This window comes from Flavimaribacter sediminis (assembly GCF_019492055.1).
GTDB lineage: Bacteria > Pseudomonadota > Alphaproteobacteria > Rhizobiales > Rhizobiaceae > Flavimaribacter > Flavimaribacter sediminis.
The window spans coordinates 1,168,091-1,190,821 of record NZ_JAICBX010000002.1 but is presented as its reverse complement, the minus strand read 5'-3'; the positions used below and the strand labels follow the sequence as shown (position 1 = coordinate 1,190,821).

20 protein-coding genes are annotated in these 22,731 nt (G+C 61.6%); 13 read left to right on the top strand and 7 right to left on the bottom strand.

All coding sequences use genetic code 11. From position 1 onward, the window contains the following. Nucleotides 1-40 precede the first annotated feature (40 nt). The 4 genes from K1W69_RS13790 to K1W69_RS13775 form a co-directional block, all read right to left on the bottom strand. Nucleotides 41-1,126 (bottom strand): ABC transporter ATP-binding protein, encoded by a 1,086-nt coding sequence (locus tag K1W69_RS13790; RefSeq protein ID WP_220228903.1) that lies wholly within the window; start codon nucleotides 1,124-1,126, stop codon nucleotides 41-43. A 6-nt stretch (nucleotides 1,127-1,132) separates the two neighbouring features. Then, nucleotides 1,133-2,056 carry a carbohydrate ABC transporter permease gene (locus K1W69_RS13785; protein ID WP_220228902.1) on the bottom strand — a complete coding sequence of 308 codons (924 nt, stop codon included), beginning with the start codon at nucleotides 2,054-2,056 and terminating at the stop codon, nucleotides 1,133-1,135. Further along, nucleotides 2,049-2,942 carry a carbohydrate ABC transporter permease gene (locus tag K1W69_RS13780; protein WP_220228901.1) on the bottom strand — a complete coding sequence of 298 codons (894 nt, stop codon included), beginning with the start codon at nucleotides 2,940-2,942 and terminating at the stop codon, nucleotides 2,049-2,051. The genes K1W69_RS13785 and K1W69_RS13780 overlap by 8 nt, the downstream gene beginning before the upstream one ends. Before the next feature lie 69 nt (nucleotides 2,943-3,011). Continuing rightward, a complete protein-coding gene (locus K1W69_RS13775; RefSeq protein ID WP_220228900.1) occupies nucleotides 3,012-4,247 on the bottom strand; it encodes an ABC transporter substrate-binding protein in 1,236 nt (411 codons plus the stop codon). Nucleotides 4,248-4,633: 386 nt separating this feature from the next. Here K1W69_RS13775 and K1W69_RS13770 point away from each other — a divergent pair, with 386 nt between their 5' ends. Both K1W69_RS13770 and K1W69_RS13765 read left to right on the top strand, forming a co-directional pair. Further along, the gene (locus tag K1W69_RS13770) at nucleotides 4,634-5,716 is read left to right on the top strand and encodes a LacI family transcriptional regulator (RefSeq protein WP_220228899.1); all 1,083 of its coding nucleotides are present in this window, start codon (nucleotides 4,634-4,636) and stop codon (nucleotides 5,714-5,716) included. A 74-nt stretch (nucleotides 5,717-5,790) separates the two neighbouring features. Then, on the top strand, nucleotides 5,791-5,964 hold the full coding sequence (locus K1W69_RS13765) for a hypothetical protein (protein WP_220228898.1): 174 nt from the start codon (nucleotides 5,791-5,793) through the stop codon (nucleotides 5,962-5,964). 8 nt (nucleotides 5,965-5,972) lie between these two features. On the opposite strand, the gene K1W69_RS13760 is transcribed toward K1W69_RS13765, so the two are convergent. Further along, nucleotides 5,973-6,455, bottom strand: coding sequence for a hypothetical protein (locus K1W69_RS13760; protein WP_220228897.1), 483 nt, complete (start codon nucleotides 6,453-6,455; stop codon nucleotides 5,973-5,975). Nucleotides 6,456-6,532: 77 nt separating this feature from the next. Between K1W69_RS13760 and K1W69_RS13755 the strand changes: the two genes are divergently transcribed. Next, nucleotides 6,533-6,901, top strand: coding sequence for a hypothetical protein (locus tag K1W69_RS13755; RefSeq protein ID WP_220228896.1), 369 nt, complete (start codon nucleotides 6,533-6,535; stop codon nucleotides 6,899-6,901). A 45-nt stretch (nucleotides 6,902-6,946) separates the two neighbouring features. On the opposite strand, the gene polA is transcribed toward K1W69_RS13755, so the two are convergent. After that, complete coding sequence (gene polA, locus K1W69_RS13750; protein ID WP_220228895.1) at nucleotides 6,947-9,898, bottom strand: DNA polymerase I; 2,952 nt, start codon at nucleotides 9,896-9,898, stop codon at nucleotides 6,947-6,949. Nucleotides 9,899-10,692: 794 nt separating this feature from the next. Here polA and K1W69_RS13745 point away from each other — a divergent pair. Then, a complete protein-coding gene (locus K1W69_RS13745; RefSeq protein WP_220228894.1) occupies nucleotides 10,693-12,090 on the top strand; it encodes a dipeptidase in 1,398 nt (465 codons plus the stop codon). Here K1W69_RS13745 and K1W69_RS13740 read toward each other — a convergent pair. Continuing rightward, nucleotides 12,059-13,147, bottom strand: a complete 1,089-nt coding sequence (locus K1W69_RS13740; RefSeq protein ID WP_306308788.1) for an acyltransferase family protein — start codon at nucleotides 13,145-13,147, stop codon at nucleotides 12,059-12,061. The genes K1W69_RS13745 and K1W69_RS13740 overlap by 32 nt on opposite strands. Before the next feature lie 159 nt (nucleotides 13,148-13,306). Between K1W69_RS13740 and K1W69_RS13735 the strand changes: the two genes are divergently transcribed. The 9 genes from K1W69_RS13735 (at nucleotide 13,307) to K1W69_RS13695 (ending at nucleotide 22,726) form a co-directional block, all read left to right on the top strand. Further along, nucleotides 13,307-15,463: a transglycosylase domain-containing protein gene (locus K1W69_RS13735; protein WP_220228893.1), complete on the top strand. Its 2,157-nt coding sequence runs from the start codon at nucleotides 13,307-13,309 to the stop codon at nucleotides 15,461-15,463. Nucleotides 15,464-15,655: 192 nt separating this feature from the next. Then, nucleotides 15,656-16,270 carry an acyloxyacyl hydrolase gene (locus K1W69_RS13730; RefSeq protein WP_220228892.1) on the top strand — a complete coding sequence of 205 codons (615 nt, stop codon included), beginning with the start codon at nucleotides 15,656-15,658 and terminating at the stop codon, nucleotides 16,268-16,270. Nucleotides 16,271-16,553: 283 nt separating this feature from the next. Next, nucleotides 16,554-18,485, top strand: a complete 1,932-nt coding sequence (gene dnaK, locus K1W69_RS13725; RefSeq protein WP_220228891.1) for a molecular chaperone DnaK — start codon at nucleotides 16,554-16,556, stop codon at nucleotides 18,483-18,485. 227 nt (nucleotides 18,486-18,712) lie between these two features. Continuing rightward, nucleotides 18,713-19,852 carry a molecular chaperone DnaJ gene (gene dnaJ / locus K1W69_RS13720; protein WP_220228890.1) on the top strand — a complete coding sequence of 380 codons (1,140 nt, stop codon included), beginning with the start codon at nucleotides 18,713-18,715 and terminating at the stop codon, nucleotides 19,850-19,852. 13 nt (nucleotides 19,853-19,865) lie between these two features. Continuing rightward, complete coding sequence (gene pmtA, locus K1W69_RS13715; protein ID WP_220228889.1) at nucleotides 19,866-20,471, top strand: phospholipid N-methyltransferase PmtA; 606 nt, start codon at nucleotides 19,866-19,868, stop codon at nucleotides 20,469-20,471. Between the two features lie 31 nt (nucleotides 20,472-20,502). After that, on the top strand, nucleotides 20,503-21,090 hold the full coding sequence (locus K1W69_RS13710) for an NADPH-dependent FMN reductase (protein ID WP_220228888.1): 588 nt from the start codon (nucleotides 20,503-20,505) through the stop codon (nucleotides 21,088-21,090). 61 nt (nucleotides 21,091-21,151) lie between these two features. Further along, nucleotides 21,152-21,850, top strand: a complete 699-nt coding sequence (pyrF, locus tag K1W69_RS13705; protein ID WP_220228887.1) for an orotidine-5'-phosphate decarboxylase — start codon at nucleotides 21,152-21,154, stop codon at nucleotides 21,848-21,850. Between the two features lie 36 nt (nucleotides 21,851-21,886). Further along, nucleotides 21,887-22,174 carry a DUF1330 domain-containing protein gene (locus K1W69_RS13700; RefSeq protein WP_220228886.1) on the top strand — a complete coding sequence of 96 codons (288 nt, stop codon included), beginning with the start codon at nucleotides 21,887-21,889 and terminating at the stop codon, nucleotides 22,172-22,174. 30 nt (nucleotides 22,175-22,204) lie between these two features. Next, nucleotides 22,205-22,726, top strand: a complete 522-nt coding sequence (locus K1W69_RS13695; RefSeq protein WP_220228885.1) for a GNAT family N-acetyltransferase — start codon at nucleotides 22,205-22,207, stop codon at nucleotides 22,724-22,726. Nucleotides 22,727-22,731 lie beyond the last annotated feature (5 nt).

Sequence of the window (22,731 nt, the reverse complement as noted above, 5' to 3'; positions counted from 1 at the left end):
TTCGTGGAGACAGGCCGGGTTGGTTAGCGCAGGGCGCGGCTTAGAGCCGAAGCTCTGTTTTTTTGTCGAATATGGACGCGCGGGCCGGATCGAAGCCGATCCTGACGTTTTCGCCCGTCGATACCGGGATCTGGCCGTCCACGCGGAAGCGGAAGTCCTGTCCGCCGAGTTTCGACCAGACAAGCGTATCGGATCCCATAGGCTCGACCACGTCGACCCGGACCTCCGCGGTGAACGGCGAATCGGCCGCGGCGTCGCCGAAGGCGATATGTTCCGGACGGACGCCGAAGGCGCAGGCGCCGTCCGACGAGCCGTCCTCGAACGGATACCGCTCAAGATCCACGACCACTTCGCCAGAAGTGAAGCGCGGTTTCCCGTCGCGTGTGACGGCGCCGTCCAGGAAATTGATGCTGGGAGAGCCGATGAAGCCGGCGACATATTTGTTGATCGGGCGATTGTAGATCGTGTGGGGATCGGCGAGCTGCTGGATCGCGCCGCCGCGCATGATGGCGATCCGGTCGGCAAGCGTCAGCGCTTCGATCTGGTCGTGGGTGACATAGATCATCGTCGTGTTTTCGAGCTGCTGGTGCAGACGCTTGATTTCCACGCGCAATTCGGCGCGCAGCTTGGCGTCCAGGTTGGAAAGCGGCTCGTCGAAAAGGAACACGTCGACGTCGCGCACCAGCGCCCGGCCAATGGCGACGCGTTGCCGCTGACCACCAGAAAGCTGCGCCGGTTTGCGTTTGAGCAGCGGTTCGATATGCAGAAGTTCCGCGGCCTGCTTGATCCGCTTGGCGATCTCTGCACGACCCACGCCGGCGTTTCTCAGCCCGAAGGCGAGGTTTCCCTCCACCGTCATCTGCGGATAGAGCGCGTAGGACTGGAACACCATGCCGATGCCGCGGTCCTTCGGCTCCTCCCAGGTGACGTTTTTGTCACTGATGAAGATCTGTCCGTCAGAGATGTCGAGCAGGCCGGCGATGCAGTTAAGCAGCGTTGATTTTCCGCATCCCGACGAACCGAGGAGCACCAGAAACTCGCCGCGACCGACCTCGAGATTGAGATCCTGCAGGACCTTTACCTCGCCGAAACTCAAGAACAGGTTTTTTACCGATACGCTTGCCACGACGTCTTACCCTTTCACCGCGCCGGCGGCGATGCCGCGCACGAATAGCTTGCCCGAGATGAAATAGATGATGAGCGGCACAAGGCCCGTGATGATCGTGGCGGCCATATTGACGTTGTATTCCTTTACGCCCTGCGTCGAGTTGACGATATTGTTGAGCTGTACCGTCATCGGATAGGTTTCCGGACCGGTGTAGACGACCCCGAACAGGAAGTCGTTCCAGATGCCGGTGACCTGAATGATCATGGCGACGACGAAGATCGGCAGGCTCATCGGCAGCATGATCCTCAGATAGATCGTCCAGAAACCGGCGCCGTCGACGCGCGCCGCCTTGAACAGCTCTTCCGGGATCGACGTGAAGTAGTTGCGGAAGAGCAGGGTCAGGATCGGCATGCCGAAGATCGTGTGCACGATCACGAGCCCCGTCAGGCTGCCGTAGAGGCCGATTTCGCGCAGGATGATGACGATCGGATAGAGCATCACCTGGTAGGGGATGAAGGCGCCGACGATAAGGATCGTGAAGAAAATGTTTGCGCCCTTGAAGCGCCAGTTGGCGAGCGCATAGCCGTTCACCGACGCCACCAGGATCGACAGGATCACCGAGGGAATGGTGATCCGCACCGAGTTCCAGAAACCGCGGGAGAGGCCGTCGCAGTTCAGCCCCGTGCAGGCCGTCGCCCAGGCCTTGACCCATGGTTCGAACGTGATTTCCAGCGGCGGCGAGAAAATATTGCCGAGCCTGATCTCCGGCATGCCCTTCAAAGACGTCACCACCATCACGTAAAGCGGCAACAGATAGTAGATCGCGGCGACCGTCAGCGTGCCGTAGATGATGATGTTGCGGCGAGACAGCCGGCGCTGCGGTTTCTTTCCGCGCGGCTCGGCCCTGGCGGCGTGGCTTGTCGGGAGCGTTGCGGTCGAACTATCCATGGCTCTTGCGGCCTCCGAATTCGAGATAGGCCCATGGAATGACGACGATCGCCACCGACAGCAGCATCATCGTCGACGCGGCGAAACCCTGTCCGAGATTTTGTGACAGAAACATCGCGTCATAAACGTATTTCGCAGGCACTTCCGAGGCGATGCCCGGTCCGCCGCTGGTCTGCGCCACGACCAGATCGTAGACGCGCACGATGCCGGACGCGATGATGACGACTGCGGTGATGAAGACCGGCCGCATCATCGGGATGACGATGAAGAGATAGGTTTTCCACATCGGGATTCCGTCGACGCGCGCGGCTTTCCAGATGTCCTCGTCAATACCGCGCAATCCGGCGAGCATAAGGCACATGACAAGCCCGGTGCCTTGCCACAGAGCTGCGATTAGAATGCCGTAAATGACGATGTTCGCGTTGTAGAGCGGATCGAAATCGAAGCTCTCCCATCCGAGCGACCGCACCACGCTCTGGATTCCGAAGTCCGGGTTGAGAAGCCACTGCCACACCAGACCGGTGACGATGAAGGACAGCGCGAAGGGAAACAGGAAGATCGAGCGGAACGTGTCCTCGAAGCGGATCTTCTGATCGAGCAGAGCCGCGAGAACGAATCCGATGATAAAGGAGAAGATCAGCGAGCAGATCCCGAAAATGAACAGGTTCTCGATGGAAATCAGCCACTTGTTGCTGTTCCACAGGCGCTCATACTGATCGAGCCCGACGAATTTCGCCCGCGGCAGCAATTTGGAATTCGTGAAGGAATAGATGATGGTCCAGACGGTGCCGCCGACGAATACGACAAGCGCCGTCGCGATCATCGGGATCGCGCTGATTTTCGCATTCAGATTTCGGAACAGCCTGATTGGCCGATTGCTCGACATGCGGCTTCCCCCCGCTGATCCCCGGTCCGGCGGCGCATTGCCGCCGGACCGGGTCATTTCGGTTCAGCCTTAGTCGGCGTTTTCGACGATGTCGGCGTAGCGCTTCTGCGCGTCCTCGGCGGAGATCGACGGATCCTTCATGAATTCGACCATGAGATCGTTGAACTGCGTCTGGGTGTCGGCCGAAAAGACCTGGTCGCCGGAAGGCAGCATACGGCCGGCGGCAAGGATCTCCAGACCCTTCTTCATGCAGTCATTGGCCGCTTCGAGGTCGACGTCGCCGCGGATCGGCAGGGAGCCCTTCTTCAGGTTGAAGGCGACCTGCACCGGCTTCGAAACCATAAGCGAGGCGAGTTCGAGCTGCGCCTTGGTCTGCTCCGGATCGTCGAGTTTCGGGAAGTAGAAGGCGTCGCCGCCCGTCGAGATGTATTCGTGCACGCCGAGGCCCGGCAGGCAGGAATAGTCTTGGCCTGCGACCTGGTTTGCGACCTGGAATTCGCCTTGCGCCCAGTCGCCCATGATCTGTCCGCCGGCTTCACCGGTGATCACCATGTTGGTGGCCTGGTTCCAGTCCTGGACGTTGGATTCCTCCGCCATTTCGCGGGCGTCGGCCATGGCCTGAAAGACCTTCGCCATTTCAGGACTGCGCGCCGCCTCGGCGTCTTTTCCGAGGTTGACCTGCTTCCACAGGTCAATGCCGCCGATCGCGATCTGCACTGCGCCGAAGAGCAGGTTGGACTGCCAGGGCTGGTTGCCGAGCGCCAGCGGCACCTTGCCGGCTTCAACCAGAGCGGGGACGGCGGCTACGTATTCGTCCCAGTTCGTGGGAACCGGAACGCCGGCGTCTTCAAACGCCTTGTGGGAGAGCCACAGCCACTGCGGGGAATGGATATTGACCGGCACGCAGTAGATGCGCCCGTCGAGCGTGCAGCTGTCGAGCAGCGACGGCGGATTGACGACGTCCTTCCAGTTTTCCTTTTCGGCAAGCTCCGTCAGATCGACGAACAGTCCGGCCTCGATCAGTTCCTCGGCCTGGCGACCATGGTTGAACTGCGTGGCGCCCATCGGATCGCCGCCGGTGATGCGGCTGATCATCACGGGACGCGCCGTGCCGCCGCCGCCGGCGATCGCGCCGTCGACCCATTTGTTGCCGGTGGCGTCGAAAGCCTTGGCGAATTCGGCGACCGCGGCGGCTTCACCGCCCGATGTCCACCAGTGTGTCACTTCGAGTTCTGTCGCCTGAGCCGCGCCGAGCGGCATCGCCACTGTAGCCGCCAAAGCGAGAAGTCGTGTATGAAAACGCATGGTTGTCCTCCCAATCTGCAACGTTGCAGTAAAAACGTTAGAAGAAAAGATTTCAATTTGCAATAGCGCCGTTCAAATCGATTCAATGCAGGCCTGAACGACGCCTTGCAGGCGTTTTCGGCTTAACCGAAAACAACCGTTGAGTGCAAATAGAAATTTAGGAAAAAGCCTCAATTATAAGGAAAACAGACCCTTACAGTGATCCGGCGCCGGGTGAATTTGAACGTCAAAACGGATTGTTGGTGTCGCTATCCGGCGCCGCGCAGGCGGGCGGACTTGCTTTTTTCCTGCAACGTTTTAGTAATATGCGCCCGGACCGGCTGACGACCCAGTCGTTTTTGCCCGCTTCGTTCACGCCGGTTAATTGCCTGGAGGGTATCTCGGTCATGGTCAAGTCAGCGCGTCCCGGAAGCCTGACCCGTTCGGCTGACCGTCCCGGCGGCCAGCGGCCGACGCTGAAGACGATCGCCTATCTGACCGGCCTCGGCGTGACCACCGTGTCGAAAGCGCTGAAGAATGCGCCGGATATCGGCGAGGACACCAAACATCGGGTTCGGACTGTGGCGGACCAGATCGGCTACCTGCCCAATCGCGCCGGCGTGCGCCTGCGCACCGGCAAAACCAACGTCATCAGCCTGATCCTGGACACCGAGGATGAAATCACCGGCCTGACCTCCAACATGGTGCGGGGTATTTCCGAGATTCTCGCCGGAACGCAATACCACCTCGTGGTCACACCCTATGGCGATCCGGGAGACCGCATGGGTCCGGTGCGCTACGTCGTGGAAACCGGATCCGCCGACGGCGTCATCCTGTCGCGCACCCAGCCTGACGATCCGCGCGTGCGGTACCTGGCGCAAAACAATATGCCGTTCGCCACGCATGGCCGGACCGATATGGAGGTCGAGCACGCGTTCCATGATTTCGACAACTGCGCCTTTGCGCGTGAAGCCGTCGATATCCTGGCGTATCTTGGCTGCCGGCGGCTCGCCCTGCTCGGACCGCCGGACAACCAGACCTATTCCCGGCATATGCAGTCGGGTTTTCAGTCCGGCGTCGCGGCGCACGGTCTTGAAACGGTGGCCATCAATGACGTGACGGTCGATGACCGCATCGAGGAAGTCGAAAGCGCGATTTACCGGCTGATGACGTCGGCCGGTCGTCCGGACGGGATCGTCAGCGGAAGCGCCGCCACGGCGATCGGCATCTGTGTCGGCGCGGAAAAGGCGGGTCTTGCGATCGGCAAAGACCTGTCGATCGTCTCCAAGCAGTCGTCCTTCACCTATCTTCGGTGGTTCCGCCCGGCGATCCACGTCATCGGCGAGGATTTTCGCGAAGCCGGCCGCGATCTCGCCCGTTCGGTGCTGGGGCTGATCGAGGGCGATCCAGTCTCGAGCCACCAGACGCTGGTCTATCACGGCGTCACAGAAGAGATCGGAAGCAAGCTCAAGGCCGGCGAACCCGTCTGACCGGAAAGACCGGAATCAGTTGCCTCTCCATCATCGAACTCCTCGGCGAAACCATACCGTTTACGGTTGCGGGTATGGCGGCGGGTCTCGCCGTCGCCTTCGTGGCGCTTGCGCAGAGTTTTGCGCTCAAACCGACGGCCGCCTTCGATCAGGTAGACGCCTATGGCGCGAACACGGTAAAGAAGCTGTGGCTGGTCGCCCTCTACCAGCTTACCCATGCGATCGACCGGATGACCCGGCTGCGTTGAGGCGGCGATTACGAGGGTGAGGTTTTGACGGCGTCCTCGGCGATGTATCCGACAACCAGCATGGCGATCCACATAAAGATGATATTAAAGAATGCGACCCAGAGGCTGAAGAAAAACATCATCGCCGACATGATCAGAAGTTCGCCCCGCTCCGCGTAGAAATCGTAGTGTCGCAGGAAGCCGGAAATCGTAAAGTCGCTGGCGTAGAGAATGATCAGGATTGCTGCGACCGGGTAGCCGACAAGTACGAACCGGAAGCATAATCGCCAGCTCTCCCTCGGCTGCGGTCTGCGCCTTTCCCATTGGGCGAAGTAGTGACCCATGGCGCCCCCGGCGATAACGGACTGCCACATAGGCAGGACCAGAACCGTCTGCCTCAACAGGAATGCGGCTGAAACGAAAGCAATCGAGACGGCTGTGAAGATCAACAGGAAGCGCTTGAGATAGCCGGACAGGCTGACATTTCTGTTTTGGGTGACGCCTTCTGTCATATCTCCGCCTCCATATCTTTGGCTTAAGTTCTGGTTGCACGATCCGATGGCCGACACCAGAGGATGAAATGGGAATCTTGCGGAAATTGCTGTTCGCATTTGCGTTGCTGTTTGTCGGCGCAACCGGGCTGCTGTACTACGTAGCCACCCCTTCGTGGTTTACTGCTTTGCCGCAGCAGTGGATGGGCTTGGACCTCATCGGCAAAACGCCTGAAGAGGTTCACAGTGTATTGGGTGAACCCACTGGCAGCGAACTGTCGGTCAAGATGCTCGAAGAATGGGCAATATCCGACGAGCCTACTGGGCGTTGCGTATCTATTACGCGTCCGTTCCACCTTGTATCGATTGCGAGGGGGTTGAAAGGACTCTGTCCGCCAGAGGGATATCGGCATCGCGAAAGTATCGAAGGTTCGGCCAGTTGGAACGCGACAAATACAGACCGCTGAAAGAGTACTGGCAATAATCAAATCGCTGCGGGGCTGCGGCTCGCCTTAATGCGCCTCGTCCCAGTTCGAGGCGGCGCGGGCGTCGACCTTCAGCGGAACCTTCATCGCCACCGCCGGCATCGCTGCGTTCTCCATGATGTCGGTCGCCACGCGGATCGTTGCGTCGACCTCGTCGTCCGGCGCCTCGAAGATCAGTTCGTCGTGCACCTGCAGAAGCATGCTTCCCGTCAGGTCAGCCTCGTCGAGCGCCGCGTCAATGCGGATCATTGCGCGCCGTATGATATCGGCGGCCGAGCCCTGGATCGGCGCGTTGATGGCGGCGCGCTCGTTGAATGACCGGACCTGCGGATTGGACGACTTGATCTCCGGATAGTGCGCCCGCCGGCCGAAGATGGTCTCCACATAGCCGTGCTCGCGGGCGAACGCCTTGGTCGACTCCATATAGTCGCGGATGCCCGGAAAGCGTTCGAAATAGGTCTTGATGTATTCGCTCGCCTCCGACCGCGGAATCGAGAGCTGGTTGGCGAGGCCGAAGGCGGAAATGCCGTAGATGATGCCGAAATTGATCGCCTTGGCGCGGCGGCGAATTTCCGGGGGCATGTCCTTGACCGGCACGCCGAACATTTCCGACGCGGTCATCGCGTGAATGTCCAGACCATCGGCGAAGGCCTTTTTCAGCGCTTCGATGTCGGCGACATGGGCGAGCACCCGCAGTTCGATCTGCGAATAGTCGGCCGAGACCAGTTTGTAGCCCGGCTGTGACACGAATGCGGTGCGGATCTTGCGGCCTTCGGCCGTGCGCACCGGAATGTTCTGCAGGTTCGGTTCGGACGAGGAAAGCCGGCCGGTCGTCGTCGAGGCGAGCGCATAGGATGTGTGCACCCGGTCGGTCTCGGGGTTGATGAAGCCCGGAAGCGCGTCCGTATAGGTGGACTTGAGCTTGGTAAGCTGGCGCCATTCGACGATCTTGCCGGGAAGTTCAAGCCCTTCCGCCGCCAGTTCCTCGAGCTTCTGCGCGGTGGTCGACCATTGTCCGGAGCGGGTTTTCGTACCGCCCGGCAGCCCCATCTTGCCGAACAGGATCTCGCCGAGCTGACGCGGCGATCCGACGTTGAACTTTTCGCCGGCGAGCGTCTGGATCTCGTCCTCGAGGGCGGCGGCGCCTTGCGCGAAATCGCCCGACAACCGAGACAGGATCTGCCGGTCGACGCTGACGCCGCGCATTTCCATATTGGCAAGGGTCGCCACCATCGGACGTTCCAGCCGTTCGTAAACGCTGACAAGGCCGTCGGCCGCAAGACGCGGTTTCAGCGCCTGCCAGAGCCGGAGCGTCACGTCGGCGTCTTCGGCGGCGTAGGTCGTCGCCTTCTCTATATCGACGAAATCAAAGGTGACGGCGGAGCGCCCGCTTCCGGCGACCTCCTTGTAAGCGATGGGCTTGTGGCCGAGCCAGCGTTCCGACAGGGCGTCCATGCCCTGGCCGCCGACGCCGGCGTCGATGGCGTAGGAGATCAGCATCGTGTCGTCGAAACTCTCGATTTCGACGCCGTGGCGCTTCATGATCAGCCAGTCATATTTCATGTTCTGCGCGATCTTGAGGACCGAGGGGTCTTCAAGCAGCGTTTTCAGCCGCGCCAGCGCTTCATCGACCGGGATCTGGTTTTCCACGAGACCGCCGCCCAGCAGGTCGTCAGCGCCCGCCTTGTGGATGAGCGGCGTATAGGCGGCCTGGATCGGCCCGCTTGCCGCAGCCTTGCCGTCCTGCGGCTGGTAGGCGAGCGAAAAGCCGACCAGTTCGGCCTGCATCGGATCGAGCGAGGTCGTTTCCGTATCGAAGGCGACCACGCCGGTTTCCCGGGCCGCCGCGATGAAAGCGTCCAGGGCCTCCATGTCGCGCAGGCAGTGATAGGCGGAATGATCGATCCTGGCGCTTGCGGCCTCTTCGGCCCGCGCCCTGGCGAGGGCCGCCGGCGTCCACTGCCCGCTGTCGGAATCGTTCGCCGTCGCCGTCTCCGGCGTTGCGGCGTCGCCCTCGTCGAGATCCGGTCCGCGCGCCGCGGCGCCCCACGCGACCTCGACGGTGGCCGGATCGACGTCCGAAGCTTCGGCGCCGGTCGCCTCTGCAACGCGACGGGTCAGCGTCGTGAATTCCATGGCCTTCAGGAACGCGATCAGTTTCGGACCGTTCTGCGGCTCCAGTTTGAAACTGTCCAGATCGTCCTCGACCGGCGTATCGATCTTGAGCGTCACGAGTTCGCGCGACAGGCGCGCCTGGTCGGCGAAGGCGATGATGTTCTCGCGTCGCTTGTTCTGCTTGATCTCCCCCGCCCGCGCCAGCAGCGTGTCGAGATCTCCGTACTCTTCCAGAAGCTGGGCCGCCGTTTTCGGTCCGATTCCGGGCACGCCCGGCACATTGTCGGTGGAATCGCCGGTCAGGGACTGCAGGTCGATCATCTTTTCCGGCGGCACGCCCCATTTCTCGATCACCTCGTCGCGGCCGATCTGCCGGTCCTTCATGCTGTCATACATCGACACATGCGGGGTCACGAGCTGCATCAGGTCCTTGTCGGAAGAGATGATCGTCGTGTCGGCGCCGGCTTCCTCGGCAAGCCGCGCATAGGTGGCGATCAGATCGTCGGCCTCGAAGCCTTCCAGCTCGATGCAGGGCAGATCAAAGGCCTTGGTCGCTTCGCGAATCAGGCCGAACTGCGGAATGAGGTCTTCCGGCGGCTCTGACCGGTTGGCCTTGTATTCCGGATAGAGCTCCTTGCGGAAGGTCTTGGAGGAATAGTCGAAGATCACCGCCAGATGGGTGGGCGTGACCCCGACGGACGTGTCCCGCGCGTCGGCGAGGAGCTTCCACAGCATGTTGCAGAAGCCGGCGACGGCGCCCACCGGCAGGCCGTCGGATTTGCGGGTCAAAGGGGGCAGGGCGTGGAAAGCCCGGAAAATATAGCCCGACCCGTCGACCAGGAAGAGATGATCATTCTTGTTCATGGCGGAATGGATACCCCAGCCGCGATACCGCGTCCATGCCGTTGGCTCGTCCGCAAGCCGCAATTCTCGCGACAGGAGCGCGCGCGCCGCTGCGGGCTCTGCGAAATGCGGCGAAGAATCGGGCGCGGCGGTCGATTTTCCTGCCCGATTTTACTCTCTGATCCAGGAATCCCGTGCCGCCGCGTCCGATTTTTAAAATTTTTTTTCAGCCAATCTGGCGCTGTCGCCTCCGGGATTCCAAAACCGCCCCGAAATGGCCGATTCTGTGCTTCTGTGCGAAGCCGGAAATTTCGCCGCGGTCACCCGTTCGGGTGATCTTTCAGCTTAACCCTTGATTCTAATGACAACTTGTCGCATTGCCGAATCCGGACCGAAACAGGCAAATATTCATCCCGCCGATAGTTCCTATCGAGCCTGCATATTCAGTTTCAGACCCCCGCCCGGGATTCGCGTGATCGCGACGGTGATGAAATCGCTGTCGCCGGCGTTCCTGCGGGCTTGCGGCGGCAATTGTGTCCTTGAATTGCCACATTCGTCTCCACAAATATCAGGAACCGGCAGTTAGATAATGCCGATGTCTGGCGAGAGGCATGTCCCCCGCCGCGTCAGACATAGGGCGGTGACCTCATCCCCCCTCTCCGGGTCGCCGCCTGCATCCCCAACGCCACCGTGACATCCCCCTCCAGTCACGGTGGCATTTTTTTATCCGCCTCCCGGAAAATGCAATCATTGCCGCTTGTATTCGGCGACCGGCAAGGCCTATGGTCCCGGCGTTTCAAAGGAGCATAGCAGCTATGGCCGATCTCGAAGACGTTCTCTCAGCAGCCGACGCCAGTCTGGAGGCGAGTCTCGGGCGCCTGAAGGACCTGGTTCGCATTCCCTCCATCTCGACCGACAAGTCCCATGCCGGCGATTGCGAAAAGGCGGCTGAATGGCTGGTCGAAAGTCTGTCGGAAATGGGTTTCGACGCGTCCGTGAGAAAGACCGATGGTCATCCGATGGTCGTCGCCCATCATGCCGGCGCCGACGCCGCTGCGCCGCATGTGCTTTTCTACGGCCACTACGACGTGCAGCCTGTCGACCCGCTGGAACTGTGGAGCACCGACCCGTTCGAGCCGACCTTTTCGGAAACGCCGGACGGCCGCAAGATCATGACCGGTCGCGGAACCAGCGACGACAAGGGCCAGCTTCTGACCTTTGTCGAGGCCTGCCGCGCCTGGAAAGAGACGCGTGGCGACCTGCCGCTGAACGTCTCCATTCTGTTCGAGGGCGAGGAGGAAAGCGGATCGCCGTCGCTCATTCCGTTTCTCGAGGCCAACAGCGACGAATTGAAGGCGGATCTGGCGCTTGTTTGCGACACCGGCATGTGGGACGCGGAGACGCCGGCGATTTCCGTCAGCCTGCGCGGCCTCACCGGCGAGGAAATCACGGTTCATGCGGCGAGCCGCGATCTGCATTCCGGCCACTACGGCGGCGCGGCCGCCAATCCCATCCATATTCTGACTGGCATTCTCGGCGAGATGCACGACGAGACCGGCCGGGTGACGATTCCCGGATTTTATGACGGGGTCAGCGAAACGCCGGACGACATCAAGGCGATGTGGGACGGCCTCGGGCGCTCGGCGGAGTCCTTTCTGAGCGAGGTAGGCCTGTCCAAACCGTCCGGTGAAGAGGGCCGCTCTGTGCTGGAGCTCACCTGGGCGCGGCCGACCGCCGAGATCAACGGCGTCTGGGGCGGCTACACGGCCCCTGGCTTCAAGACGGTTATTCCGGCGGAAGCTTCGGCGAAGATCTCGTTCCGGCTGGTCGGCGAACAGGATCCGCATGCCATCCGCGCGGCCTTCCGGGAATTCGTCTCCTCCCGCATTCCGGAAGATTGTTCCGTCGAATTCAAGGCGCACGGAACGTCCGGCGCCATTCATCTGCCCTATGAGTCCGACGAGCTGGCGAGCGCCGGCAAGGCCCTGACCGAGGAATGGGGAAAGCCCGCCGCCTTTGTCGGCATGGGCGGCTCAATTCCCGTTGTCGGCTTCTTCCAGTCGATGCTCGGCATGCAGTCGCTTCTGGTCGGTTTCGCGCTGGAGGACGATTGCATCCATTCGCCCAATGAAAAATACGACGTGAAATCGTTCCACAAGGGCATCCGGTCCTGGATCCGCATCATGGACGCGCTTGCCGCCCCGAAGGCGTAAGCCGCGCCCAGCCGGGCCGCTCGAAAAGGAAACGGCCGTAACCTGATGTCTCGACCAGCAGGAACAGGACGGCCGGGCCGATGACCGCCGCGATCCAGACCAGCAAGGACACCGCGCCTGCGTTGTCGATCAGTCCGGATCTGACGAGGATGACTCGGCTTGCCGCCATAGGCAGGAAGAACGCCAGATAGATGACGATCGAATGCGCGCCGCACCAGCGGATGGCGCGCGCCAGGTGAAAGCGGTCTAGCGCTGCGCAAATCGCGATCAGCGCCGCTGCGCCGGCGAGCCCCAGCACGAACGATACGCCCGGCCAATGCGACGCCGCGATACTGGTCCACGGCGTCCATTCGGTGAAAAACCAGATTGTGGCGAGAGCAATCGCGCTGAAGGCAAGCGAAGCGGGCAGTCGCGTTCTCATGAGATCGGCAAGCCGGAAGATGTGGTCGGCATACGCGTATCCGATAAAGAACCAGACATAATAGCTGGCGAATTCGTCGATCACGACGAGGCCGGTATGGACCGGAAGCATCTGCAGGACAAGCGCTGCGATCGCAACGGCCGCCGCCGGCAGTCGGCGCAGGGCCCGCGTCACGAGGAAGAAGATCGGCAGGACATAGATGAACCACAACGTGCCGAACGGCTGGACAAGCGCCGTCAGCCAGGCGATCGGCGGCGCCGCCAATCCGCCTTCCAACGCCATGCCGGGCGCCTTGAACGCAAACTGGATCGTCAGCCACAGCAGGTAGAAATAGACAAAGTGGACGACCTTCGTATCGATGTAGCGATCGAGCGGCCGGTCGATGGAACGCATCAGGAAGAGCCCGGCGACCATGAAGAAAGCCGGCATTCGGAACGGTTGCGCCGTCTGCACGAACACATGCATCCAGCCCTCTGACCCCATGGCCTCCTCGACGCCGAGCACGGAATGCATCATCACGACCAGCAGGATCGAGAACCCTTTCAGGTAGTCGACCCATCCGATCCTGCCGGCATCCAGATGAATATAGGATTCTTCGGCCCTTTCCTTCCGGGAAAGTCCGCCTGTCATGGCCATCCGACAATCGCCTCCTTCGCGTCGGTCAAGCGTTAACTCCGACGCAATGACAGAGCGTTAAGATAAGAGCGTGCGGCAAGCCAGACGTTCGTCAGGATTAACGGCGCCTTAAAAAACCGCAATTAGGGTTCACTGCACCGCAAAAACCTTGATGGATTCATGGCCAGAAACAAAAAGACCCGCAAGAAGATCGATCCTGTGCTGGACAAGTCCGGCCGGAAGTCCGATCTCCGGGCCGACGCAAAGGACAGGGTTGGCCGGTCCGGAAAGTCCGGGCGCGGAAAACGCGGCGCTAAGGCGTCTTCGGGCGCCAGGCGATCCGGCGCGCTGCGCAGGTTTCTCGCGGTTGCGGCGCGACGCAGCCTCTATTGGGGTTTCGTCATCGGTCTTTGGGGGGCCATCGGTCTCGCTGGTCTGATGGCCTACTATGCGGCAAAAATGCCGAGCGCGACCACCTGGGCGGTGCCGGAACGCCCGCCGAACGTCAAGATCCTGTCGACAGACGGCGGCACGCTCGCCAATCGCGGCGCCACCGGCGGCGAGGCGCTGACGCTCGCCAGCATGTCTCCCTACATTCCCCAGGCCGTCATCGCCATCGAGGATCGCCGGTTCTATTCGCATTTCGGGGTCGATCCGATTGGCCTCGCCCGCGCGATGGTCAGCAATCTGATGGCGGGCGGAATGGTGCAGGGCGGCTCCACGCTCACACAGCAGCTGGCCAAGAACCTTTTCCTGTCGCCGGAGCGCACAATCGAGCGCAAGGCCCAGGAGGTGATGCTTGCCTTCTGGCTGGAGCAGAAGTTCACCAAGGACCAGATTCTCGAAATGTACCTCAACCGGGTCTATTTCGGCTCTGGCGCCTACGGCGTCGAGGCCGCGTCCCGGCGTTATTTCAAGAAATCCGCCCGTGACGTCAATCTCGCCCAGGCGGCGCTGCTCGCCGGCCTGCTCAAGGCGCCGTCGCGTTTGTCGCCAGCGCGTGACCCGGACGCAGCCGAAGCCCGCGCCCAACTCGTGCTGGAAGCCATGCGGGAGGAGGATTTCGTCACCGACCGCGAAATCACCACCGCCATGACCCAGGCGCCCACCCGGGCGCGCAGCTACTGGAGCGGTTCGGAGAACTACGCCGCCGACCTGGTCATGGAGCGGCTCGAGGATATCCTCGACGGCAAGATCGAACAGGATCTGATCGTCGACACCACCATCGACCACCGTCTGCAACGACATGGCGAAGCGGTCATCCAGGAAGCGATCGCCCGCGAGGGCGAAAAAAGGAACGTCACCCAGGGCGCGCTGGTTTCGATCGACGGAGCCGGCGCCATCCGCGCCCTCATCGGCGGTTTCGACTACACGGTGAGCCAGTTCAATCGCGCCTCCACGGCCAGGCGGCAGCCAGGCTCGGCGTTCAAGCCGTTCGTCTATGTCGCCGCCATGGAAATGGGGCGCACGCCGGAGACCGTGCGCAACGATACGCCGGTCAGGATCGGCAAATGGACGCCGTCCAACTATGACGACGAGTATCGCGGCCCGGTAACGCTGTCCGAGGCGCTGACAAAATCGCTGAACACCATCGCCGCTCAGCTTGTCATGGAGGCGGGGCCGCGTCACGTCGTCAAGACGGCGCATCGAATGGGTATCGAGTCCAGGCTGGAAGCCAACGCCTCGATCGCGCTCGGCACGTCGGAGGTCACGCTCACCGAACTGACGGCCGCTTACGCGCCTTTCATGAATGGCGGATACAAGGCGACGCCGCACATCATAAGGCGGGTGCGCACGGCGTCGGGCAAGGTGCTGTTCGAAAACACCTACGACAATCCCCCGCGGGTTCTGCGGCCGCAGATCGTCGGCATGATGAATTCCATGCTGATGCGCGTCGTCAGCGAAGGCACAGGCCGGCGTGCGGCGCTCGGGCGGCGCGACGCCGCCGGCAAGACCGGCACGACGCAGTCCTTCCGTGACGCGCTCTTTATCGGTTACACCGCCAACCTGACGACCGGCGTGTGGTTCGGCAATGATGACGGAACGCCCACCAAAAAAGTCACCGGCGGCACGATGCCGGCCGAGGCCTGGCGCGGTTTCATGACCGCTGCGCATGAGGGCGTCGCAATGGCCCGCCTGCCTGTCGGCTACAGCGTGTCGGGCGCCGATTCGGTCGCAACGCCGGCGACGCGACCGGAGGACAATATTCCCTCCCCGGCGATATCGACCGAACAGACGGGATCAACGAATCGCAGGCTTCCGCCGGCCTCCGTCGGCGGCGGCAATGCTTCTGGCGGCGGGCAGACAACCCTGCTTGAAATTCTTCTCGGTCAGTAAAACACTACCATTGCATGTATTCTGGCGAAATTGCATGCGGAAGTCTTCCAGTTTGGTCGTATTTCCGCCGCAACTGATGCCGAAATACAACACATATTTTTCTTTGCGAACGCTTTTCTACAAACCCCTTGAATTATCGGCCGGGCCGCGGTCTGTTAAGAATCGTTAATCGAGTTAGGGGACATCCAAAACATGCGGCCATTTCACCGGCTCTTTTTGAGTGTGGCGGGTTTTCTACTGCTTGCCGCCAGCGCCAGTGCGGCCGACATCACGCCGTCGAGCGAGCCGGTTCAGGCTGACGAGCTCATTCATCGCGGCATCGTCTTCGGCAAGAACTCCGACTATTGGGAAGTCCGACTCGGCGGAGGCGTCTACGACTGGGGTCCGGCAACGCCCAGCGACTTCAGCGGCGGCGTCGTCAATGCGGAAATACTTGCTCCGACTTTCGATGCGCTGTCCCTCATCGGATCGCCGAGGATCTATCTCGGCACGGATATCGCCATTTCCGACGACGCCATCCACACCATCTACGCCGGTTTGAACTGGCAGGCCTATTTCACGCCGAAACTCTATATTGGTTTCAGCGGCGGCGGCGCCTGGGTCAGTTCGCAGGTCACCACGAGCGCGAACGGCGTCACCAAGGATCTCGGTTCGGAATATCTGTTCCATCTCCAGGCGAGCGTGGGGTACGACATCACCTCGACTGTGACGATGGAAATTTTCTACAATCACTTCTCCAACGCCAATCTGGCCTACACCAATCCGGGTCTTGAATCCGTCGGCGCGCGTCTCGGCTACCGCTTCTGATATTTCGTCGGCTCTGACTGATTTCGTGGCGCGGTCGCATTGCGCCTAGCGGAGCGTCGCGCGTCTCCGGCTATTGCATGCAACCCGGCACAATGCTACTCGCGGCGACACATTCGGGCTTCGACCGAATTCTGAATCCGTCTTGCAGTCCGAAAACGGCTTTCTTATATACGCAGCAACACTGGCGCACGCGCACGCGCCGGGGAAATAAGAGACTATGCTAGGGACTGCCAATCGGAATGCCTCAACGGGTCCGGGCGGTTCGCTTCAAGGAGTATGAAACATGGCAAAAGTAATCGGTATCGATCTGGGAACGACAAATTCCTGCGTCGCCGTCATGGATGGATCAGACGCGAAAGTCATCGAAAACGCAGAGGGCGCGCGCACCACGCCGTCCATGGTCGCTTTCAGTGAAGACGGAGAACGTCTGACAGGCCAGCCCGCCAAGCGGCAGGCCGTCACCAATCCGGAAAACACCCTGTTCGCGGTCAAGCGCCTGATCGGCCGTCGCTACGACGACAAGATGGTCGAGAAGGACAAGGACCTCGTCCCCTACAAGATCGTCAAGGCCGACAATGGCGACGCATGGGTCGAAGCCAATGGCGATAGCTATTCGCCGTCGCAGATTTCCGCAATGATCCTTCAGAAGATGAAGGAAACGGCCGAATCCTATCTCGGCGAGTCGATCGAGAAAGCCGTCATCACGGTCCCGGCCTACTTCAACGACGCCCAGCGTCAGGCCACCAAGGACGCCGGCAAGATCGCGGGCCTCGAAGTCCTGCGCATCATCAATGAGCCGACCGCGGCCGCGCTCGCTTACGGCCTTGACAAGAAGGACGGCAAGACCATCGCCGTTTACGACCTTGGCGGCGGCACCTTCGACATCTCGATCCTCGAGATCGGCGACGGCGTCTTCGAGGTCAAGTCGACCAATGGCGACACCTTCCTCGGCGGTGAAGATTTCGACATGCGCCTGGTCGAGTATCTGGCCAAGGAATTCAAGAAAGACCAAGGCATCGATCTGACCGGCGACAAGCTCGCCCTGCAGCGCCTCAAGGAAGCTGCTGAAAAGGCCAAGATCGAACTGTCGTCCTCCTCGCAGACCGAAATCAACCTGCCCTTCATCACCGCGGACCAGACCGGTCCGAAGCACCTGACGATGAAGCTGTCGCGGGCCAAATTCGAAAGCCTCGTTGACGATCTCGTCCAGCGCACCGTCGCGCCGTGCAAGGCGGCCCTGAAGGACGCAGGTATCCAGCCGGCTGAAATCGACGAAGTCGTTCTGGTCGGCGGCATGACACGCATGCCAAAGGTCCAGGAAACGGTGAAGCAGTTCTTCGGCAAGGAGCCGCACAAGGGCGTGAATCCGGACGAAGTCGTGGCCATGGGCGCCGCGATCCAGGCTGGCGTTTTGCAGGGCGACGTGAAGGACGTTCTGCTGCTCGACGTGACGCCGTTGTCGCTGGGCATCGAAACGCTCGGTGGTGTCTTCACCCGTCTGATCGATCGCAACACCACGATCCCGACCAAGAAGTCCCAGACCTTCTCCACCGCTGAAGACAATCAGAACGCGGTGACGATCCGGGTCTTCCAGGGCGAGCGTGAAATGGCCGCCGACAACAAGATGCTCGGTCAGTTCGATCTGGTCGGTCTTCCGCCTGCGCCGCGCGGCGTGCCGCAGATCGAAGTCACGTTCGACATCGACGCCAACGGCATCGTCAACGTCTCGGCCAAGGACAAGGGTACCGGCAAGGAGCAGCAGATCCGCATCCAGGCCTCGGGCGGTCTGTCCGACGAAGACATCGAACAGATGGTCAAGGACGCTGAATCCAACGCCGAGACCGACAAGGCGCGCCGTGAAGCCGTCGAGGCGAAGAACCAGGCTGAAAGCCTGATTCATTCGACCGAGAAATCGCTGGCTGATTTCGGCGACAAGGTCGGCGACGAAGACCGCAAGTCGATCGAGGACGCCCTGGAGGCGCTCAAGATCGCCGTTGCGGCCGAAGAAGCCGATGGCGAAGACATAAAGGCCAAGACCCAGACCCTCGCCGAAGTGTCGATGAAACTCGGTCAGGCGATGTATGAGCAGCAGCAGGCGGAAACCGCCGAAGCTGATGCAGCCGCCGACGCCGCCCGCGATCAGGCTGCCGACGATGACGTCGTCGACGCCGATTTCGAGGAAATTGACGACGACGACGAAAAGAAGTCGGCCTGACCACCATGATCGCCGGCGCGAATGGCTTTGGCCGTTCGCGCCGGTTTTTCTGTTGTCGGGGGAGCAATAGTGTTCCCCAGGCTTCAGTTGAATATTTACTTGGATAACGAACTGTACGAAATTGGTCAGGATGAATATCACCACATTCAGCCGGACCGCATTCGACGGTCTTCCGGAACGCGATGGCAAACGGAAAATGAACGAGAATTTGTCTGCGGAGCACGTGAATGGCTAAGGCGGATTTTTACGAAACGCTTGGCGTCTCGCGCGGCGCAACGGACAAGGATCTGAAGAGCGCCTTCCGACGCCTTGCGATGAAATTCCATCCGGACAAGAATCCGGACGACGCAGACGCCGAGCGTCGCTTTAAGGAAGTCAACGAGGCTTACGAGACGCTGAAGGATCCGCAAAAGCGCGCGGCCTACGATCAGTTCGGTCACGCCGCCTTCGAAGGCGGCGGAGGCGGTGGCTTCAACGGCGGTTTCGGCGGCGGAGGCGGTGGCTTCTCGGATATCTTCGAGGATATCTTTGGCGAGATGATGGGCGGCGGTCGCCAGCGTCGTTCGTCCGGCGGCCGCGAGCGCGGCGGCGATCTGCGTTACAATATGGAGATCAGCCTCGAGGAGGCTTTCACAGGCAAGACCGCGCAGATCCGCGTTCCGACCTCCATCCAGTGCGATGAGTGTTCGGGAAGCGGCGCCAAGCCTGGTTCGAGCCCGACCAGTTGCGCCACATGCGGCGGTTCCGGCCGGGTTCGCGCGTCCCAGGGGTTCTTCTCGGTCGAGCGCACGTGCCCGACCTGTCACGGCCGCGGCGAAACGATTTCAGACCCCTGCCAGAAGTGTTCGGGCCAGGGTCGGGTTACCGAAGAGCGCAGCCTGTCAGTCAACATTCCGGCGGGCATCGAGGACGGCACACGCATACGGCTGGCCGGCGAAGGCGAAGCCGGCTTGCGCAGCGGTCCGGCCGGCGATCTCTACATTTTTCTGTCGGTCAAGCCGCACCAGTTCTTCCAGCGCGACGGCGCGGACCTCTATTGCAACGTTCCGGTTTCCATGACGACGGCCGCCCTCGGCGGACAGTTCGATGTGGTCACGCTGGATGGCGCGAAGACGCGCGTCAAGGTGCCCGAAGGCACGCAGACCGGCCGCCAGTTCCGGCTTAAATCCAAGGGCATGCCGGTGCTTCGCTCGTCCCAGATGGGCGATCTGTACATCCAGATTTCGATCGAGACGCCGCAGAAGCTGACCCGCAGGCAACGCGAGCTTCTGGAGGAATTCGAATCGATCTCGTCCCACGAAAACAATCCGGAATCACACGGCTTCTTTTCAAAGATGCGGCATTTCTTCGACACGCTCAGCGACTGATACGTAATCGGAGATGGCGTTGGGCAAGCACTCACACCTGCCGCGGCATCTGACCACGCATCTGAGCCGTAATCTACGGTTTTTCAAGGGTCTGGTCAGTCAGCCGAAATCGGTAGGCGCCATCGTTCCGACATCCGTATTCATGGCGCGCCGCATGGCGAGCGTCGCCAGCGCAGCCTCGGGGCTGCCCGTTCTGGAGCTGGGTCCGGGCACTGGCGTGGTTACCCGGGCCTTGTTGCGGCGCGGCCTGCCGCCGGAACGCATTGTCGCGGTCGAATATTCCGAGCATTTCTGCCGGCTTCTCGAAGTCGAACATCCGGAAATCAAGGTCATAAAGGGCGACGCGTTCAATCTCGACAAGACGCTGGCCGGACTTGGCCACACCCGGTTCGACTGCGTGATTTCCGGCTTGCCGCTTCTGAATTTCAGCGTCGGCGAACGCATCGCGCTGGTCGAGGATTGTCTCGGTCGCATTGCGCACGGCCGGCCAATGATCCAGTTTTCCTATGGTCCGACCTCGCCGGTTCCGGCCGGGCGCGGCCGCTATACGGTCGAACGCTTCGGCGTCGAAATCCGGAATATTCCGCCAGCCCAGATGTGGATCTATCGTCGGGCCTGAAGAACAGACAGACGCCGGAGTGTCAAAATCTATGGTGCCGCGCATACTCGTTCTCGCAGGATCCCTGAATTTCGGCTCGCCCGCCAACCGGCTCGCCAACGCGGCCCAGCTTGTGCTCGCCCAGCGCGGCGCGGAAGTCACGCGGGTTTCCCCGCTGGACCACCCCTTGCCGATGGTCACTGACGGACCCAACGCCACGGTGGTTCCGCAGATCGCCGCCCGGCTGGGCGACATGATCCGCCATCACGACGCCGTGCTGATATCGAGCCCCTCGCTTCACGACGTTGTCCCGCCCCTGCTCGTCAATCTCATTGCCTGGACGGCGCGCGCAAGCGCCGGTGAACGCCCGGCGCAACCCTGGCGGGACCGGGTGGTTGGGCTTGTTGCGGCGGGCGGAGCCGAAGGAGAGGCGGGTCCGGTCGCCGACCAGTTGCGCCGGATGCTCGGGCGTCTCGACTCCGACGTGATCGCCGCCCAGTGTTGCATCGGCAAATCCGACCTCGCCTTCGACGAGGACGGTTGGCCGCAGGACGGTCAGGATCGCGCCGATCTCGAAAAAACCTGCCTGCAGCTCTACGAACGGGCGCAGGCGTTCCGAAAATCCACCCGCCCGGCTTGAACCCGCCGGTCCGGCGTGCCAAACGGGTCATGCGGATTCGACATCACAGGAGACGAGGCGGATGCAACCGGTGCGGGACAGGCTGATAGTCGGATTGGATCTTCCCACGATCGGCGATGCGGAAAAGGTCGTCGCGGCGCTGGATGACACGGTCGATTTCTACAAGATCGGCTATCAGCTGGTGTTTGCGGGCGGACTGGAATTCGCTCGCGACCTGATCGCCTCCGGCAAAAAGATCTTTCTCGACATGAAACTCCTGGATATCGACAACACGGTGGCCCGCGGCGTCGAGAATGTCGTCGCAATGAATGTTTCCATGCTGACCCTGCACGCCTATCCGAAAGCGATGGCGGCGGCCGTTGAGGCGGCGCGCGGCTCGGATCTCTGCCTGCTCGGCGTCACCGTGCTGACATCCATGGACGCGGACGATCTCAAGGACGCCGGTTACGCGGATGATCCCGCGACGCTGGTCGGCAGGCGGGCGAAACAGGCGCGCGACGCCGGTATGGGCGGCGTTGTCTGTTCGGCCCGCGAAGCGGCGATGGTCCGCGGCATCGTCGGACCGGATATGGCCGTCGTCACGCCCGGCATTCGCCCGGCGGGCGCCGATCACGGCGACCAGAAACGGGTCGTCGCGCCGGCGGACGCTTTGAAGGCCGGCGCCAGCCATCTGGTCGTGGCGCGGCCCATCGTCAAGGCGGCCGATCCCGCGGCGGCGGCGCGCGCCATCCTCGCCGAAATGGATTATGCCCCGGCGTAACAGTTCCACGAGACGCCCTACCGGAGGAAACGAAAAATGACGAAAGCCTATTGGATCGCCCGCGTCGATGTGCGCGACCCGGAGCGCTACAAGGATTATGTGGCTGGCGCAAAGCCCGCCTTCGAACGCTACGGAGCGAGATTTCTCGCCCGCGGCGGCGCCTTCGAGGATCTGGAGGGTCCGAACCGCGGCCGCAACGTCGTCATCGAGTTTGCATCGAAACAGGATGCGCTCGATTGCTACAATTCGCCCGAATACACAGAAGCCCGCGCCATTCGCCAGAGTGTGGCGGACGCCGAACTCGTCATCGTCGAAGGCTGCTAGATCCTGCGACAATGCGTCGGGGCCACCATCATGTCCGTTCGCATACGGGAAATGCAGGACGGCGATCCGCCGATCCTTCATCGCGTTGAACACGCCGCCGCGCGCCTGTTCGCAACCGTTTCTGATCCGGCGATTGCCGCAATCGCGGAACACCCGCCCGTTCCCCTGGAGGATTTCATGCCGGTCCTGTCGGGCGGTCCGGTCTTCGTCGCCTGCGACGCCGGCAGCCGGCCGATCGGGTTTGCGGCCGCTCTCGACATGGTCGACTGTCTCTATCTCAGGGAATTGTCGGTGCATCCCGATCATCAGGGCAAGGGCGTGGGCTCGGCCCTTCTGGACGCGTACATACGGCGCGCGCGCCGGGATGGCGCAGCCCGTTGCGCGCTGTCGACGTTCCGCGCCGTTGCGTTCAACGCCCCGTTTTATTGTCGGCGCGGATTTGTCGAGTTGCCGCTCGATCATGCGCCGCAGCAATTGCGCGACCGGTTCCACGACGAGGCGCCGCCGGGCCTGGATCCGGCCAGCCGGATATTGATGGTCCGCCGCCCCTGACATAT